The sequence below is a fragment of the Martelella mediterranea DSM 17316 genome (assembly GCF_002043005.1).
Lineage (GTDB): Bacteria > Pseudomonadota > Alphaproteobacteria > Rhizobiales > Rhizobiaceae > Martelella > Martelella mediterranea.
In genome coordinates this window covers 2,575,825-2,591,736 of the sequence record NZ_CP020330.1, presented here as the reverse complement: position 1 = coordinate 2,591,736, position 15,912 = coordinate 2,575,825, and the positions used below count along the sequence as shown (strand labels likewise).

General features: G+C 62.5%; 13 protein-coding genes. 3 read left to right on the top strand and 10 right to left on the bottom strand.

Annotated features, from left to right (window positions below):
- Positions 1-35: 35 nt before the first annotated feature.
- From Mame_RS12090 to Mame_RS12080, 3 genes are all read right to left on the bottom strand, one after another.
- A complete protein-coding gene (locus tag Mame_RS12090; protein ID WP_018063667.1) occupies positions 36-1,694 on the bottom strand; it encodes an NAD+ synthase in 1,659 nt (552 codons plus the stop codon).
- A 339-nt stretch (positions 1,695-2,033) separates the two neighbouring features.
- Entirely contained in the window at positions 2,034-3,413 is a 1,380-nt protein-coding gene (locus Mame_RS12085) for a class II 3-deoxy-7-phosphoheptulonate synthase (protein ID WP_033409692.1), read from the bottom strand.
- A gap of 84 nt (positions 3,414-3,497) precedes the next feature.
- On the bottom strand, positions 3,498-4,379 hold the full coding sequence (locus tag Mame_RS12080; protein WP_018063669.1) for a LysR family transcriptional regulator: 882 nt from the start codon (positions 4,377-4,379) through the stop codon (positions 3,498-3,500).
- Between the two features lie 148 nt (positions 4,380-4,527).
- Between Mame_RS12080 and Mame_RS26690 the strand changes: the two genes are divergently transcribed.
- Complete coding sequence (locus tag Mame_RS26690; protein WP_018063670.1) at positions 4,528-4,671, top strand: hypothetical protein; 144 nt, start codon at positions 4,528-4,530, stop codon at positions 4,669-4,671.
- Here the strand turns inward: Mame_RS26690 and gor are convergent.
- The 3 genes from gor to rpiA all read right to left on the bottom strand — a co-directional run bounded on the left by gor (position 4,668) and on the right by rpiA (position 7,449).
- Positions 4,668-6,056, bottom strand: coding sequence for a glutathione-disulfide reductase (gene gor / locus Mame_RS12075; protein WP_018063671.1), 1,389 nt, complete (start codon positions 6,054-6,056; stop codon positions 4,668-4,670). The two genes, Mame_RS26690 and gor, sit on opposite strands and share 4 nt — an antisense overlap.
- Before the next feature lie 123 nt (positions 6,057-6,179).
- Positions 6,180-6,737 (bottom strand): DUF2059 domain-containing protein, encoded by a 558-nt coding sequence (locus Mame_RS12070; RefSeq protein WP_018063672.1) that lies wholly within the window; start codon positions 6,735-6,737, stop codon positions 6,180-6,182.
- Between the two features lie 13 nt (positions 6,738-6,750).
- The gene (rpiA, locus tag Mame_RS12065) at positions 6,751-7,449 is read right to left on the bottom strand and encodes a ribose-5-phosphate isomerase RpiA (RefSeq protein WP_018063673.1); all 699 of its coding nucleotides are present in this window, start codon (positions 7,447-7,449) and stop codon (positions 6,751-6,753) included.
- 177 nt (positions 7,450-7,626) lie between these two features.
- Here rpiA and Mame_RS12060 point away from each other — a divergent pair, with 177 nt between their 5' ends.
- On the top strand, positions 7,627-8,304 hold the full coding sequence (locus Mame_RS12060) for an HAD family hydrolase (protein WP_018063674.1): 678 nt from the start codon (positions 7,627-7,629) through the stop codon (positions 8,302-8,304).
- Between the two features lie 80 nt (positions 8,305-8,384).
- On the opposite strand, the gene Mame_RS12055 is transcribed toward Mame_RS12060, so the two are convergent.
- Positions 8,385-10,283, bottom strand: coding sequence for a L,D-transpeptidase family protein (locus tag Mame_RS12055; RefSeq protein WP_412768643.1), 1,899 nt, complete (start codon positions 10,281-10,283; stop codon positions 8,385-8,387).
- A gap of 536 nt (positions 10,284-10,819) precedes the next feature.
- Between Mame_RS12055 and fumC the strand changes: the two genes are divergently transcribed.
- Positions 10,820-12,211, top strand: a complete 1,392-nt coding sequence (fumC, locus tag Mame_RS12050) for a class II fumarate hydratase (protein WP_018063676.1) — start codon at positions 10,820-10,822, stop codon at positions 12,209-12,211.
- Between the two features lie 310 nt (positions 12,212-12,521).
- Here the strand turns inward: fumC and Mame_RS12045 are convergent, their stop codons facing one another.
- The 3 genes from Mame_RS12045 to Mame_RS12035 all read right to left on the bottom strand — a co-directional run bounded on the left by Mame_RS12045 (position 12,522) and on the right by Mame_RS12035 (position 15,817).
- Entirely contained in the window at positions 12,522-13,910 is a 1,389-nt protein-coding gene (locus tag Mame_RS12045; RefSeq protein ID WP_051085082.1) for an MATE family efflux transporter, read from the bottom strand.
- 123 nt (positions 13,911-14,033) lie between these two features.
- Complete coding sequence (locus Mame_RS12040; RefSeq protein ID WP_018063678.1) at positions 14,034-14,711, bottom strand: glutathione S-transferase; 678 nt, start codon at positions 14,709-14,711, stop codon at positions 14,034-14,036.
- A gap of 77 nt (positions 14,712-14,788) precedes the next feature.
- Positions 14,789-15,817 (bottom strand): sodium:calcium antiporter, encoded by a 1,029-nt coding sequence (locus Mame_RS12035; protein WP_018063679.1) that lies wholly within the window; start codon positions 15,815-15,817, stop codon positions 14,789-14,791.
- Positions 15,818-15,912: the final 95 nt, after the last annotated feature.

Here is a 15,912-nt window from a genome sequence, read left to right as displayed (position 1 = left end):
CCCATGTCACTGCATGGCAGTTCCTGCCAGGCGCGTCAGCGGTCACGGAAGCGGTTGGTGATCGGATAGCGCCGGTCGCGGCCGAAATTCTTCTTGGTGATCTTCACGCCCGGCGCGGACTGGCGACGCTTGTATTCCGCGATATAGAGCAGGTGCTCGATGCGGTGCACGGTCTCGACATCGTGGCCGCGCGCGACGATCGCCTCGACCGACATTTCCTTCTCCACCAGGCATTCCAGAATATCGTCCAGCGCCGGATAGGGCGGCAGCGAATCCTGGTCGGTCTGGTTGGGACGCAGCTCCGCGGAGGGCTTCTTGTCAATGATGTTCTGCGGGATCACGTCGCGTTCCGGCCCCAGCATGCCGTCCGGCCGCGCGCCGTTGCGCCAGGCAGAGACGCCATAGACCTGCATCTTGTAGAGGTCCTTGATCGGGTTGAAGCCGCCATTCATGTCGCCGTAGAGCGTCGCATAGCCGACCGACATTTCCGACTTGTTGCCGGTGGTCACCACCATCGCGCCGAACTTGTTGGAGATCGCCATCAAAATGGTGCCGCGAGTGCGGCTTTGCAGGTTCTCCTCGGTGATCCCCTCTTCGGTGCCCTCGAACATATCGGCAAGCGCGGACATGAAGCCGGTCACCGGCTCCTCGATCGGGACGATATCATAGCGGCAGCCGAGCGCTTTGGCGCAATCGGCGGCGTCCTTCAGCGAATCCTCGGAGGTGTAGCGGTAGGGCAGCATCACGCAATGCACCCGCTCCGCGCCCAGCGCATCGACGGCGATCGCCGCGCACAGCGCCGAATCGATGCCGCCGGACAGGCCGAGCACCACGCTCTTGAAGCCGTTCTTGTTGACGTAATCGGCAAAGCCCAGCACGCAGGCGTGGTAGTCCGAGGCCTCGCCTATGGGCAACGCCGCCATCTCGCCGGTTTCGATGATCCAGCCATCCGCGCCGCGCCGCCACTTGGAAAGCATGATCTCTTCGGCAAATTGCGGCATCTGAAATGCGAGCGAGCGGTCGGCGTTGAAGCCGAAACTGCCGCCGTCATAGACCAGCTCATCCTGACCGCCGAGCGTGTTGAGATAGACCAGCGGCAGGCCGGTCTCGATCACCTGGCGCAGCGCCACCTGATGGCGGACATCGACCTTGCCGCGATAATAGGGCGAGCCGTTGGGCGACAACAGCAGTTCCGCGCCCGATTCGGCCAGCGTCTCGCAGACGCCGAGCTCGCCCCAGATATCCTCGCAGATCGGAATGCCGATCCTGACGCCGCGAAAGTTCACCGGTCCCGGCATCTCGCCCGGCACGAACACGCGCTTCTCGTCGAATTCGCCGTAATTCGGCAGGTCGACCTTGTCGCGGATCGCGATGATCTCACCGCCGTCGAGCACCGCGACCGAATTATGCCGCCCGGCCTCGCCCTGACGCGGAAAGCCGACGATCACGCCGGGACCGCCATCGGTGGTGTCCTTCGCGAGCGCCTCCACCACCTTCTCACAGGCGGCGAGGAAGGCCGGCTTCATCACGAGGTCTTCGGGCTGGTAGCCGGAGATGAACAGCTCGGTCGACATGATGAGGTCCGCGCCCTTGTCGGCCGCCGTCTGCCGCGCCGCGCGCAACTTCTCCAGATTGCCGGCGATATCGCCGACCGTCGGGTTGAGCTGGGCGAGGGCTATTGTGATGCTGTCCATGGCAATTCCACCTTTCAGGTCCGACGAGGGATGGACACCATGTTTTCAGGGAAAAATCAAACCGGAAAAGGCTCGGAGGCTCAAAACAGAAAGCTAAAGTGTTACTCTCCTTCAATCTCCCCCCTTGAGGGGGAGATGCCCCGACAGGGGCAGAGAGGGGTGAACCCTCTCCGAGAGCACAGTGTTTGCGGCTTTAGGGCTTGCGCCCTTTACCCCTCTCTGTCGCTTTCGCGACATCTCCCCCTCAAGGGGGGAGATTATCGGGGGCTGTGCGGCGAGAGGCGATTAACAATCGGCGCGCCGTAAATCATGTGAAAATCCGGTGCCTGCCGGGCGTCCTCACTCGTTGATCGCGAGCTTCTTTTCCTCATACGCCGTCTTCATTCGCTCGGCGAGCAGGAAGGCGAGTTCCAGCGCCTGGTCGGCGTTGAGGCGCGGGTCGCAATGGGTGTGGTAACGGTCGTGCAGGTCGTCGCCGGTCAGCGCCCAGGCGCCACCGGTGCATTCCGTCACGTCCTTGCCGGTCATCTCGATATGGATGCCGCCCGGATAGCTGCCCTCGGCGCGGTGGATCTGGAAGAAGCTCTCGACCTCCGACAGGATCCGCTCGAACGGCCGCGTCTTGTAGGAGTTGAGCGTGATCGTGTTGCCGTGCATCGGGTCGCAGGACCAGACCACCTTCCTGCCCTCGCGCTCGACCGCGCGGATCAGGCGCGGCAGATGGTCGGCGACCTTGTCGTGGCCGAAGCGGCAGATCAGCGTCAGCCGGCCGGCCTCGTTTTCAGGGTTCACCGTATCGATCAGCCGCAGCAGGTCGTCCTCGGCGAGCGAGGGGCCGCATTTGAGGCCGAGCGGGTTCTTGATGCCGCGGGCATATTCGATATGGGCGTGATCGGCCTGGCGGGTGCGGTCGCCGATCCAGATCATGTGGCCGGAGGTCGCGTACCAGTCGCCGGAGGTCGAATCGACGCGGGTCAGCGCCTCTTCATAGCCGAGCAGCAGCGCCTCGTGGCTAGTGAAGAAATCGGTCTCCGACAGCGCGTGGTTGTTTTCCGCGCGGATGCCGATCGCGCGCATGAACGACATGGTTTCCGAAAGCCGGTCGGCGAGCTTCTGGTAGCGTTCGCCCTGCGGTGAGTCCTTAACGAAGCCGAGCATCCACTGGTGGACATTTTCCAGATTGGCGTAGCCGCCCATGGAAAAGGCGCGCAGCAGGTTCAGCGTCGCGGCCGACTGGCGGTAGGCCATCAACTGGCGCTGCGGGTCAGGAATGCGGGCTTCCTCGGTGAAATCGATGCCGTTGATGATGTCGCCGCGATAGCTCGGCAGCGTCACGCCGTTGATCGTCTCGTTCGAGCTGGAGCGCGGCTTGGCGAACTGGCCGGCGATGCGGCCGACCTTGACCACCGGCTGCTGGGCGCCGAAGGTCAGCACCACGGCCATCTGCAGGAAGGCGCGGAAGAAGTCGCGGATCGTGTCGGCGCCGTGTTCGGCGAAGCTTTCGGCGCAATCGCCGCCCTGGAGCAGGAAACCGCGGCCCTCGGCCACCTCGCCCAGCGCCTTCTTCAGACGGCGCGCCTCGCCGGCGAAGACCAGCGGCGGATAGGTCGCAAGCGCGGCCTCGGCCTCCGCAAGCTTTGCCTCATCAGGATATTCCGGCACCTGAAGGATCGGCTTGTGTCGCCAGCTTCCGGGTGTCCAGTTTTTCGCGCTGCTCATTTCAATCACCTGTCCTTGCCCGCCCGGCCTCTCGCCGGACATGCTCTCTCCCGATTTTTGGCGCGCTTATAGCCGCTTCCGGCTCTATTGTATACCCGCGCGATCGTCGCCGCTCCTGCCCGCCAGCCGGGCAGCGTTGTTTTTCAGAAGGGCGGCCAGCCGTTCTATGACCAGACGCACCTCGCGGCGATGCCGGTCATCATCATGGGCGACGATGAAGAGCGGGTGCGTCAGTGCCTCGATCACCTCCCCTTCCCTCTCCAGCTCTGAAAGGCCATCACCGACCCAGACCGGCAGGACCGCCTTGCCGGCCCCCGACATTGCGAGACGCGGCAACAGGTGGCGGTCCTCGGTCCAGGTCATGATCGCGCCTTCGAAATTCTCGAACACGTAGCGGTCGCGCGGTTCGCTTGCCGCTGCGGTCCCCAACGAAATCCATGGAAGGTCTTCCGATCCCGCAGCCTTTGGCCGATAGACCGCGTAGGCCATCGCCACCGAAGGCAGAACCGCAATATTGCCGCTTTCCGGCCGTTTCGCCAGAACGACGACATCGGCTGCCCGGAATGTGAGGTCGGCGGAGGCGCCTTCCGAACTGCAACAGATGCGGAAACGATCGCCCTTTTGACGCACCTCGCCAAGATTGTCGGCGATAAGCGGCGAGAGCCAGCAATCGGTCGCGATGGTGACGAAAGGCAGGGCAAAGGCCTCTGCATGCCAGTCGGCAATATCGCTCGCGACCTCACGCATCCTCTGCACCTGCTTCAGCAATTCCCGGCCATCATGGGCAAGCTCATACCCACGTTGCGAGCGCGTGAACAGCGAGCGCCCGAGGGTGCGTTCCAGCGCCAGCATGCGCCGGCCGATCGTCGGCGCGGAGATGCCGGTGCGCGCGGCAGCGCCGCTCAGCCCGCCGGCCTCCGCCACCACATGGAAAAGCTGCAGATCGTCCCAGCTCGCCTCGGCCATCGGCTGTCTCCGTTGTCAAACGGCCATCTTATACCGTCCCGCCCCGCAAGCGCGAACCGTTCACGGATGAAACGAGCCTTTCATACGCGGCTCTACAGCCGCCGTCCCGCCGTCTCTAGCTTTCGGTCAAGCAGAAATGGAGAAAGCCATGCTCGACTGGTTCACCGTCGTCAGACACCGGAGAAAGAAGCCCCGCCATCCGCTCTCCGACCCGCTGGAGGGCGATGAGTGGCGAGGGCACCAAGGGATGGCGCGTCTGATCAGCCGCATTCTCCGGGAAAAGCGGGTCTAGACCCGCTCGCCGTTCTTCACCCGGTAGCTCGGCTGGTACATCGTCACCAGTTCCTCCGATGCCGTGGGGTGAACGGCCATGGTGCGGTCGAAATCGTCCTTGGTGCAGCCGCCCTTCAGCGCGATGCCGATCAGCTGCGCCATCTCGCCGGCCTCATGGCCGAGAATATGGGCGCCGACCACCTTGCGGTCGGCGGCATTGACGATCAATTTCATCACGGTGCGCTCGTCGCGGCCCGACAGCGTTGCCTTCATCGGCCGGAACTTGGCGAGATAGACCTCGAGTTCCTCATAGCGTTCGGCCGCGACATGCTCCGGAAGACCGACCGTGCCGATTTCGGGCTGCGAGAACACCGCCGTCGCGATCAGGTCGTGATCCGGCTTGGTCGGGTTGTCCTTATATTCCGTCTCGATGAAGCACATCGCCTCATGGATCGCGACCGGGGTCAGCTGAACGCGGTCGGTGACATCGCCCAGCGCCCAGATATAGTCGACATTGGTGCGCGAATAATCGTCGACCCTGATCGCGCCCTTGGCATCCAGTTCGACGCCGACGGATTCGAGACCCAGCCCCTTGGTGTTCGGCTGCCGGCCGAGCGCCATCATCACCTTGTCGACGTTGAACACATGGCCGTTATGGGTCTGGGCCTTGAGCCTGCCATCGGCCGCCTGGGCGACCTCGACAATCGTGTCGCGGCAGATGACCTGGATGCCCTTCTTCTCCATCGCCTCGCGCAGATTGACGCGCATGTCCATATCGAAGCCGCGCAGGATTTCCTCGCCGCGATAAACAAGCGTGGTCTCGACGCCGAGGCCGGCGAAGATATTGGCGAATTCAACGGCGATGTAGCCGCCGCCGGTGATCGCGATCGACTTCGGCAGTTCCTCCAGATGAAAGGCCTCGTTGGAGGAGATGCAAAGCTCGGAGCCCGGCATTTCCGGGTGCGGGTTGGGATGACCGCCGACCGCGACCAGGATCTTTTCCGCCGTCACCTCCTGGCCGGATGACAGCAGTCGGACGCGGTGGTCGCCGGCAATCTCCGCCCGGGTCTCGAGAATTTCGGCGCCGTTGGTTTCCAGGCCCTTGCGGTAGAGCCCCTCCAGACGGTCGATTTCCCGGTCCTTGGCGGCAATCAGCGCCAGCCACGAGAAGCTGCGCTCGCCGACGGTCCAGCCATAGCCGGCCGCGTCCTCGAAATGCTCGGGAAACTGAGAGGCATAGACGAACAGCTTCTTCGGCACGCAGCCGCGAATGACGCAGGTGCCGCCGAACCGGTATTCCTCGGCGATCGCCACCCTCTTGCCCATCGCGGCGGCAAGGCGGGCGGCGCGCACACCGCCGGAGCCGCCGCCAATCACAAACAGGTCGAAGTCATAGCGCGTCATGGGAGGGCTCCTTGCGGTGGGGGTATTCGGGGACAATCGATTTTGGCTGAATATGGCGACTTTCCGCCAAAAATAAAGCCCGCCGGGGTCGGCGGGCTGTTATGCAAGGGGCGAATGGCCCTGTTACTGCGCGGGCACTGCCGGAATCTCGGTCGCCTCAACGGGCGTGCCGCCATCGGCTTCGATGCGCCGGTTCAGCTCTTGCTGAGCCTGCTGGGAAAGATCGCGGGCAATGCCGCGCGCCCAGATATCGCCGGCCTGGCCGAGTTCGCGCGCGGCGATCGGGCCATACTGGATGAACTTCTTGCCGACATCGGAGCTATAGAACTCGGCAAGCTGGTTCAGTTCTTCCGCAGTGAAGATGTTGGCGTAGATCTGCGCGCCTTCCTTTTCGAGATCGGCGCGGCGCGGCGCCAGCGCGATCGCCGTATCGGTGACGACCTCGTCGATCAGCGAGTGGTAGTTCGGATAGACCTGCGTCAACTGCGACTGGACGAGATCCGCCTGATTCGGCAGGATTTCATCGAACTGGTTGTTGATGCCCAAGGCCTGGAGCGCGGCTTTGGCGGCGGCCTCATGCTCAGGCGAAATATCCTGCGCAGAAGCAACCGAAAAGGCGCCAAGTCCCATAATCGTCGCGGCGATGGCCACGGAAAGGCCGAACCTGGATTTCGTTTTCATAAAGGACTCCTGTCTACTCAGTTGCTTTGAGTGTACGTACACCGCCGTCGGATGCAACGATGGCGAGTGTCGCGATGTCAATGAACAGCCCGTGCTCCACAACGCCCGCAATGGCGTTGAGCGCGTCTGACAATGCCTGTGCATCGTGAATGCGGCCAAATGATGCGTCGATAATATAGTGCCCGCCATCGGTCATATAGGGCCCGTCGCCCGATTGGCGAAGGTCGAGCGAGCCTGAAAGATTGAGCCATGATGCGGCGCGTTCGATGGCAAGGCGGGTGGCGCCGAGCCCGAACGGCATGACTTCGATGGGCAGCGGAAAGGCGCCGAGGCAATCCACGACCTTGGTCTCGTCGGCAATCACGATCATGGCTTTCGAGGCGGATGCCACGATCTTTTCCCGCAGCAGCGCCCCGCCGCCCCCCTTGATGAGATTGAGCGCGGGATCGATCTCGTCCGCGCCGTCGATCGTGAGATCGAGTTCCGGCGTTTCGTCGAGCGAATTCAGCGTGATGCCCAGTTCCAGGCACTGGCGCGCCGTCGCCTCGGAGGTCGGAACCCCGATGACGTTGAACCCACTGGCAACCTTTTCGCCGAGGAGCGCGATGAATTCCCGCGCCGTGCTGCCGGTTCCGATGCCGAGCCGCATTCCGTCTTCGACATATTCAAGCGCGGTTTCCGCAGCCTTTATCTTCAATTGACGCGCATCCATGCGTCACATGCTCCTTCTGGCTAACGGTAAGGTGTTTACACGCCACGCGCGTCAAACAAAAGACCTTTTGCGCCAAGCCCGCGCCAAATGCTTGGCAGGCCCGCGACTGGCGGGTATGAACCGGGCCGTGAAGCGGACGGCGAGCGTCGTCTGCCGGAAAATGAAGGACCCGCGCCAATGCCCGCACCGCTCGCCATATTCGACCTCGACGGAACGCTGATCGACACAGCGCCGGATCTGATCGCAAGCCTGAACCACGCCATCGCCCCTGTGGGGCTTGCCCCCTACGGCGTCGAGGACACGAAGACACTGGTCGGCCGCGGCGTAAGGGTGATGATCGAAAGGGCTTTCGAGCATCGCGACCGATCGCTCGACGAAGATACGTTCGATGCCTGCTTCGAACGCTTCAGCGAACACTATCGCGCGGGCATTCCCGGCGAAAGCCGCCCCTATCCCGGCATCGTCGCGGCCCTCGACCGGCTGAAATCCGCGGGCTTTGACCTTGCGGTATGCACCAACAAGCGCGAATCGTTCACCATGCCGCTGCTCGACGCGCTCGATCTCACCGGCTATTTCACCACGATCACCGGCGGCGACACCTTCGTCTTCCGCAAGCCCGATCCCCGCCATGTATTGGAGACCATCGCGCGCGCCAGTGGCGATGTCGCGAACGCGGTCATGGTCGGCGACAGTTCCAATGATATCGATGCGGGAAAAGGCGCGGGAGCGGCAACCATCGCCGTCACCTTCGGCTACGCCGACCGCCCGGTCACCGATATGGCCGCCGACCGGATGATCAGCCATTTCGACGAGCTGACGCCCGATCTGGCGCGCGCGGTGATTGCGCGGCAATAACGGCAGCAATGACCCGTAAAACGCAAAAGGCGCGCCCGCGGACCGGACGCGCCTTTGTTGTTTAGGGCATTCTCCAGCTATCAGCTGCCGACGCGCGCCTCGCTCTCGGCGTCCATGGCCCGCTTCAGATACATGTCGCGGTCATAGACATCGTCGTAATACTGGACCTCGCCATTGGCATCCGGCCATGCGGTGAAATAGGCGACATAGACCGGGAATTTCTCCGGAACGTCGACCGGGGTGTTCTTGCCGGTCGCGATATAGTCGTCAATATCCGTTTCCGGCACGCCGAGAACGGCGGCGGCCATCTTGTTGGGGTCGGAAAGACGCACGCAGCCATGGCTCAACGCCCGCATGTCGCGCTCGAAATAGCTCTTCTGCGGCGTGTCATGCATGTAGATCGCGTGATCGTTGGGGAACAGGATCTTCAGCTGACCAAGCGCATTGCGCTCGCCCGGCGGCTGGCGCACATCGACCATCGGAGCGGAAGCCCAGTTGACGGAGGAGGACGAGACCCGGCGGCCATTATAGCTGACCTCGTAACCGATCTGGTCGAAATAGCTTGGATTGGCGCGCAGCTTGGGCAGATACTCGTTGACGACGATCGAGCGCGGAATGCCCCAATAGGGGTTGAATTCGACGGTTTCGATCTCATCCTTGAAGAAATAGGTCTGGTTGGTGGGGTTACCCACCACGACGCCCATGTCGAAGCTTTCGCCGTTGTCGTCATGATAATAGACGCGGTAGGCCGGCTGATTGATGAAGACATAGCGCGGGCCGAAATCATCCGGCAGCCAGCGCAGCCGCTCCATGGCGTCGAGCACCTTCTGGGTGCGGTCGTCATTGGTTTCGACGTCGAAGGCCCTTACCGTGTTGGGGCCGACAACGCCGTCGACATAAAGGCCCGCCGACTTCTGGAAGTCCTTCACAAGGGTCACCAGTTCGGGCGTGTATTCCTCGCTGACGCCGTCATAGGCAGCGAAGATTTCCGCGTGGTCCACCTTGAATTCCGGCGAGGCCTTGCGCTCGATCGCCTTGACCACGCTCGGGACATTCTGGTTTGTCTGGCCGGGACGAATGAACACGCTGCCGGTGAAAACGATCGGCTCAACCACGGTTTCGGTGCTGCGCAGTTCGGCGAGTTCCGCCTTCAGGTCCTGGAAAAACTGGTTCTGCGGATTGTAGCTTTCGATGAACGCGGCGACCTCAACCGTTCCGGCGAGGCTGTCGATCGCTTCGCCGAGATCGACCGGGTTGCGCTTCAGATCGTGGAACTCGGAAATCCGGTTCGGATCGACGCGGCCGCGCTTGGCGTCCTGCATGTAGGCAAGCACCTTGGCGGAAAGGGCGAGTTCGAACTGCATCAGGGCAGCCTTTTCCTCATCCTCGTTCTCGGCCGCGAGCAGGTCCGGCAGCTGAACCCGGTAGTTGTCGGGCTCCAGGCCGAAGACGTCGGCATTTCCGAGCGTCCGCATGGCAGCGCGGGCCTTCTGCGAAACCTTGCCATCCTGCACCCAGATCAGCTCGCCGCCATTGGAATAATAGTCCTCGATCGCCGAAGCGACATCATCAATGGCCTTCACCTGGGCATCGGCGAGATACTGGCGCGGGTCGTCCTGGGCGATCGCGACGGTGGTCTCCGTTTCCACGGCGTCGGTCATCGAGCCCTGATCGAGCGCGGCGACTTCCGTCGTCGTCTCTTCGACCTCCGCTTCATCGGGAGTGATCGAGCCGGTAACGACCGGATCGCGAATTTCGCCGATATCGATCATGCGAACGGGATCGGCGCGATAGGCGTAATATTTCGGCGGCGCGACCTTGGGGGCGGAGTAGGTGCGCTGGACCTGTTTCTGCTGCTGCACCTGAGGCTGCTGCTCGACCACCGGCGCGCGCTGCGATTCCTTCTGCCGGCCGCGCAGGATGTCCATCAGCGTCAGGGCGTTGGCCGCACTCGGCACGAAGGCGGCAGAAACCGCCACGGCCAGAGCCACAGATGAAACGCGAACTGAGAGTTTGTTGCGCAATGTTCTACCCCGTTTTGCAAGTCAACGATTTCATTGACATCCTATCCGCAAGCCCGTTGGCGAGCCAATAACATTTGCGCTATCTGTGCGCAAACCTTCTGGTTGTGTCGTGGAAAAACAACACTTTGGTCCGCTTGCCGATCGATTGCCGTTCCGGATCAGCCTATCAAGCGCCTATTAACAGGGGCTTAAACACGAGCGAATTCTGTGTGCAACGCAACATGCGACGATTGATCCGGGCTACAGGATTTCAACGGTTCGACAAGGCGCTGGTTCCCCCGCAAAAATGTTTCCTCGCCGTCCTTCAGGCCACGGGACCAGGCTTTGCCGCTTCGACCACCCATTTTCGTCAGTTTCGGTTGGCAAATCGCCGATACTAATCGAATAAGTTTTCGCCAATTATTGACAGAGCGGCACGGCGCGCGCGATTGCATATCCCGATTTTCGCAAGGACGATCGCCCATCGGGGCAATGGCAGGAGTAGAAACACCATGACCGCAACCCGTACAGAAACCGACACATTCGGCCCGATCGAGGTCGCCGCCGACCGCTACTGGGGCGCGCAGGCCCAGCGTTCGCTCGGCAATTTCAAGATCGGCTGGGAAAAACAGCCGCTTTCCGTGGTCCGCGCGCTCGGCATCGTCAAGCAGGCGGCCGCCAGGGCCAATATGGCGCTCGACCGGCTGCCCGCCGAAATCGGCAACGCCATCGTCGAAGCCGCGCAGGAAGTCATCGACGGCAAGCTTGATGATCACTTCCCGCTGGTGGTGTGGCAGACGGGTTCCGGCACGCAGTCGAATATGAACGCCAATGAGGTGATCTCCAACCGCGCCATCGAACTTCTCGGCGGCGAGATGGGCTCCAAGAAGCCGGTGCATCCCAACGACCACTGCAATATGAGCCAGTCGTCGAACGACACCTATCCGACGGCGATGCACATCGCCTGCGCCGAGCAGATCGTTCATCACCTGCTGCCGAACCTGAAGCACCTTCACGATGCGCTCGCCGCCAAGGAAAAGGAATTCGCCGATATCATCAAGATCGGCCGCACCCATACCCAGGATGCCACGCCGCTGACGCTTGGTCAGGAGTTCTCGGGCTACACCGCGCAGATCGCCTCCGCCATCGCACGCATCGAACTGACGTTGCCGGGCCTCTACCAGCTCGCCCAGGGCGGCACGGCGGTCGGCACCGGCCTCAACGCGCCGGTCGGCTTTGCCGAGAAGGTGGCCGAGGAAGTCGCCGGCATCACCGGCCTGCCCTTCGTGACCGCGCCGAACAAGTTCGAGGTGCTGGCCGCCCACGACGCCATGGTGTTCTCGCATGGCGCCATCAATGCGGCGGCGATGGCCTGCTTCAAGATCGCCAACGATATCCGCTACCTCGCCTCCGGCCCGCGTTCGGGTCTCGGCGAATTGTCGCTGCCGGAAAACGAGCCCGGCTCCTCGATCATGCCCGGCAAGGTCAACCCGACGCAGAACGAGGCGATGACCCAGGTCTGCGCCCATATCGCCGGCAACCAGGCCGCGATCGGCTTTGCCGGCAGCCAGGGCCAGTTCGAGCTCAACGTCTACAATCCGATGATGGCCTACAATTTCCTGCAGTCGGTCCAGCTTCTGGGCGATGCCGCCCGCTCCTTCACCGATCATTGCGTGGTCGGTATCCAGGCGCGCGAGGAAAACATCAAGGCCGGCGTCGAGCGCTCGCTGATGCTGGTGACGGCGCTGGCCCCGAAGATCGGCTACGACAACGCCGCCAAGATCGCCAAGACCGCGCACAAGAACAACACCACGCTGCGCGAGGAAGCGCTGGCGACCGGGCTTGTGACCGGCGAAGAATATGACGAGATCGTCCGCCCCGAACTGATGATCTCGCCCAAGTAACAGCGAGAATCCCGTACTCTAAAAGAGCGGCCGGGACGACGGCCGCTCCGTTTTTTTGACAAACCTGTCCTCGAACTCGGCGTCATCCTCGTGCTTGACACGAGGATCCAGGCAACGCGGCAAGGGTTCGCAATAAGTCCATTGAAGTTCAATCGCTTAAGTCGCCTGGATGCTCGGATCAAGTCCGAGCATGACCCCTGTGGGGGAACACCAGTGAGGACGTAAACCTACGTATGTAAGGGTTTGTCAGCAGTCTGATATTTTTCCGCCTCAGGGAGCGGCCGCCCCAACCGGGCTCGGCCGCTTTCCTTTAGGTGGTCGCCGCTCCGGCGCGCAGCAGATGGCGGAAGCGCAGCGCGAGCATCACCGCCGCAGTCCCCAGCCCCAGCATGAAGCCGACCCAGATGCCGACGCCTTCGAGGCCGAAGGGAAATGCCAGCAGCCATGCGAGCGGCAGGCCGACGACCCAGTAGGCGATCAGCACCAGAAACATCGGCACCCGCGTATCCTTGAGGCCGCGCAGCAGGCCGTTCATCGTCGCCTGCCCGCCATCGAGCAATTGAAACAGCGCCGCGACAAACACCAGCGGCACGGCATAGGCCAGCACCTCCGGCGCATTCGGCAAGCCGGTATCCATGAACAGCGATACGAGCGGCACGGGGGCGAACGCGAAGGTCAGGCCGCTGGCGACGGCAAAGCAGATCGCGATTGCCATCACCGTCACCGATGCCCGGATGACATTCTCCCTGTCGCCGGCCCCGTGGAACATGCCGACCCGGACCGTCCCCGCCTGGGACAGGCCGAGCGGGACCATGAAGGCGATCGAGGCCAGTTGAAGCACGATGCCGTGGGCGGCAAGCGGGATCGCCCCGATCTGCCCCATCAGCACCGACGAGACGGTGAACATCGAAACCTCCGCCAGAACGGAAATCCCGATCGGCAGGCCGAGCAGGACCACCTCTCGGAGAGCCTGCCAGTCCGGCTTCCAGAAGCGGACGAAAAGCTCGTAGCGGGCAAGCATCGCATCGCGGCCGATATAGGCGACCAGATACAGGAAGCCGAAGGCCTGACCGACAAAGGTGGCGATCGCCGCGCCGCGAATGCCGATCTGGGGCATCCCGAACCCGCCGAGCACCAGCCCGTAGGCGACCACTGCGTTGACAACCAGCGTCAACAGCGAAACCCACAGAACCACCCGCGCCCGCCCCGTGGCGCTGACCAGCGAACGCAGGACCTGGAACAGCAGCGCCGGGAACAGCGCGATGCCGACAATATGGAGATACTGCGCCGCCTTGGCCGCGACATCCGGCTCCTGACCGAGTGCCAGAAGGATCGGCTCGGACCAGAAGAACAACGGCAAAGCCAGCGCCCCATAGATGATCGAGGCCCACATGCCCATGCGCATGGAGCGGCGCACGGCAACCTCGTCACCGCGGCCATAGGCCTGCGCCACCATGGGCATCACCGCAATGGCAAGCCCCATGCCGAAGATGAAGATCGTGAAATAATACTGCGTGGCAAGGACCGCGGCTGCGAGATCCAGCGCGCTCAACTGCCCGAGGATGAAGATATCGGTGGCGTTGATGCCCTGCTGGGCCAATTGCGCGCCGATGAGGGGGATGCCGAGGGTAAGGGTTTCCTTGAGGTGGGAGAACCACGAATGGCCGGCTGCTTGCGCAGTAGGCATTGTGACAGACATGAAATTCACCAGAAGCTGACGCGCCGGGGCCATGCAATATCGGGGCCCCGGCGGCGCCAATTCCTTAGCTTCTTTTTTCGGCAATTGCCACCCTTATAGGCAGGCCGGGGTGGCGGAGTCTGATCAGGAGATCGGATTGCCGCCATAGCGATAGGCGCCGCCGCGCTGCAAGGCATGGCGATAGGCGGGGCGGGCGTGGATTTTCACGAGATAATCGAGCACGGCCTGGGGGCGCTCGCCGAACGGGATCCTGTCCATGCCGACCTCGACCGGGAAGCTCATCATGATATCGGCGGCCGTGAAATTCGCGCCGGCAAACCAGCCGTCGCGCTGCAATTCCTCTTCCCAGAAGGCGCCATGGGTCTTCAGTTGCGGGTCGGTGAGTTTCGACGTCACGGCCCTGAATATCCTGCTCATCAGCGGCTTCAGCAGACGCGGGCCCTGTTCCGGGATTTTCTGGAATACCAGCTTCATCACCAGAAGCGGCATGGCGGAGCCTTCCGAATAATGCAGCCAATAGCGATAGCGCAGCGCCTCATCCGTGCCCGGCTCCGGCCTGAGGCCCTTGCCATCGCCGTAGCGGTCGATCAGATATTCGACGATCGCGCCGCTTTCGGCGATGATCCGGCCCTCATCCTCGATGATCGGCGACTTGCCGAGCGGGTGGATCTGTTTCAGCTCCGCCGGCGCGCTCATATTCTCGCCGCGCTTGTAGCGCTTGATTTCGTAGTCGACCCCGAGTTCCTCCAGAAGCCAGAGGATACGATGGGCGCGAGAATCTTCGAGATAGTGAACGAGCATGAAGCCACCTTCCGATATGATCGAACCGAACGGTTCGATTTAGATATGCACTGCTTTATACGCGTTGACAAGCCTGGTCAGATTGCCGTGATCGCGATTGCCCCGAAATAAAGAACGAGGATGCCCGCGCTTTCGAACCCGATGCGCCCGGGACCGGCCTTCTGGCGCACGATCAGGCCAAGCAGCAGGATCGCGGTTGCCGACAGACCCACCGCAAGCCAGATCAGATCGTCCTTGCCGATCGCGTGATAGAGCGAGCCGTCGCGATAGGCTATATCCGAAAGCGTCAGGAACAACGTATCGAACGTGTTGCCGCCGATAATGCCGCCGACGGCAAGCTGGAGCGCACCGCGCCTGACGGCCGCAAGCGTCGTCACCAGTTCCGGCAGCGAGGTCACCACCGCCGTCATCAGCGCGCCGACGAGCGAGGCGGACAGGCCGTAACGGTCGGTGATCACGCCGGCGATCTCGGAAATCACATAGCCGGAAATGCCCATCAGCAGCATCAGACCGATGAACACCGCGAAGATGCCGATATTGCCGCGGGCATCGCTCTCCTCTTCCTCGGGCTGGTCCGTGCGCGTTTCATGCGTGCCAACGGGCGTCCACATAGGCTCGTCGCGCACCCGTTTGGAGGCAACAACTCCGGCGATGTAAACGCCGAACAGGGCGAACGAGACCGGGCTGACCGCAAACAGCGTGATTTCCGGCGAGGCATAGGCCAGAAGCGGCATGCTCAGCAGCAGAACCAGCAGCGCGCCCTGAAACAGGTTGGAAAGATCGGCCGCCGCGTGTTCGAGATTGACCCGGCGGTAGATCATGTCCGCTAACGCCAGAAAGGCCGTCTGCGCGGCGATACCGCCGACGGCGTTGGAGAAACTCAGCGACGCCCGGCCATCGAGCGCCGAGGTCACCGACACGACCGTGCCGGACAGCGACGTCGCCGCGCCCAGCAGCAACCCGCCGATCAGCGCCTCGCCGAGCCCCGTGCGGTCGGCAATCCTGTCCGCCACGTCGGTGATCCTGACGCCGCAACCGAGAATGACCGCGCCGGCCATCAGGAAAAGAACCGTCAGCCAGACCAAAGTCAGATTTTCAAAATTCATAAATGTCTCCGGTTTGAAGAGCTAACGCGCCACGTCAAGGTTTGTTCGGGCCGAGCGGCAGGGCGCAACCACAAAACAAACCTTTACAACCCTGA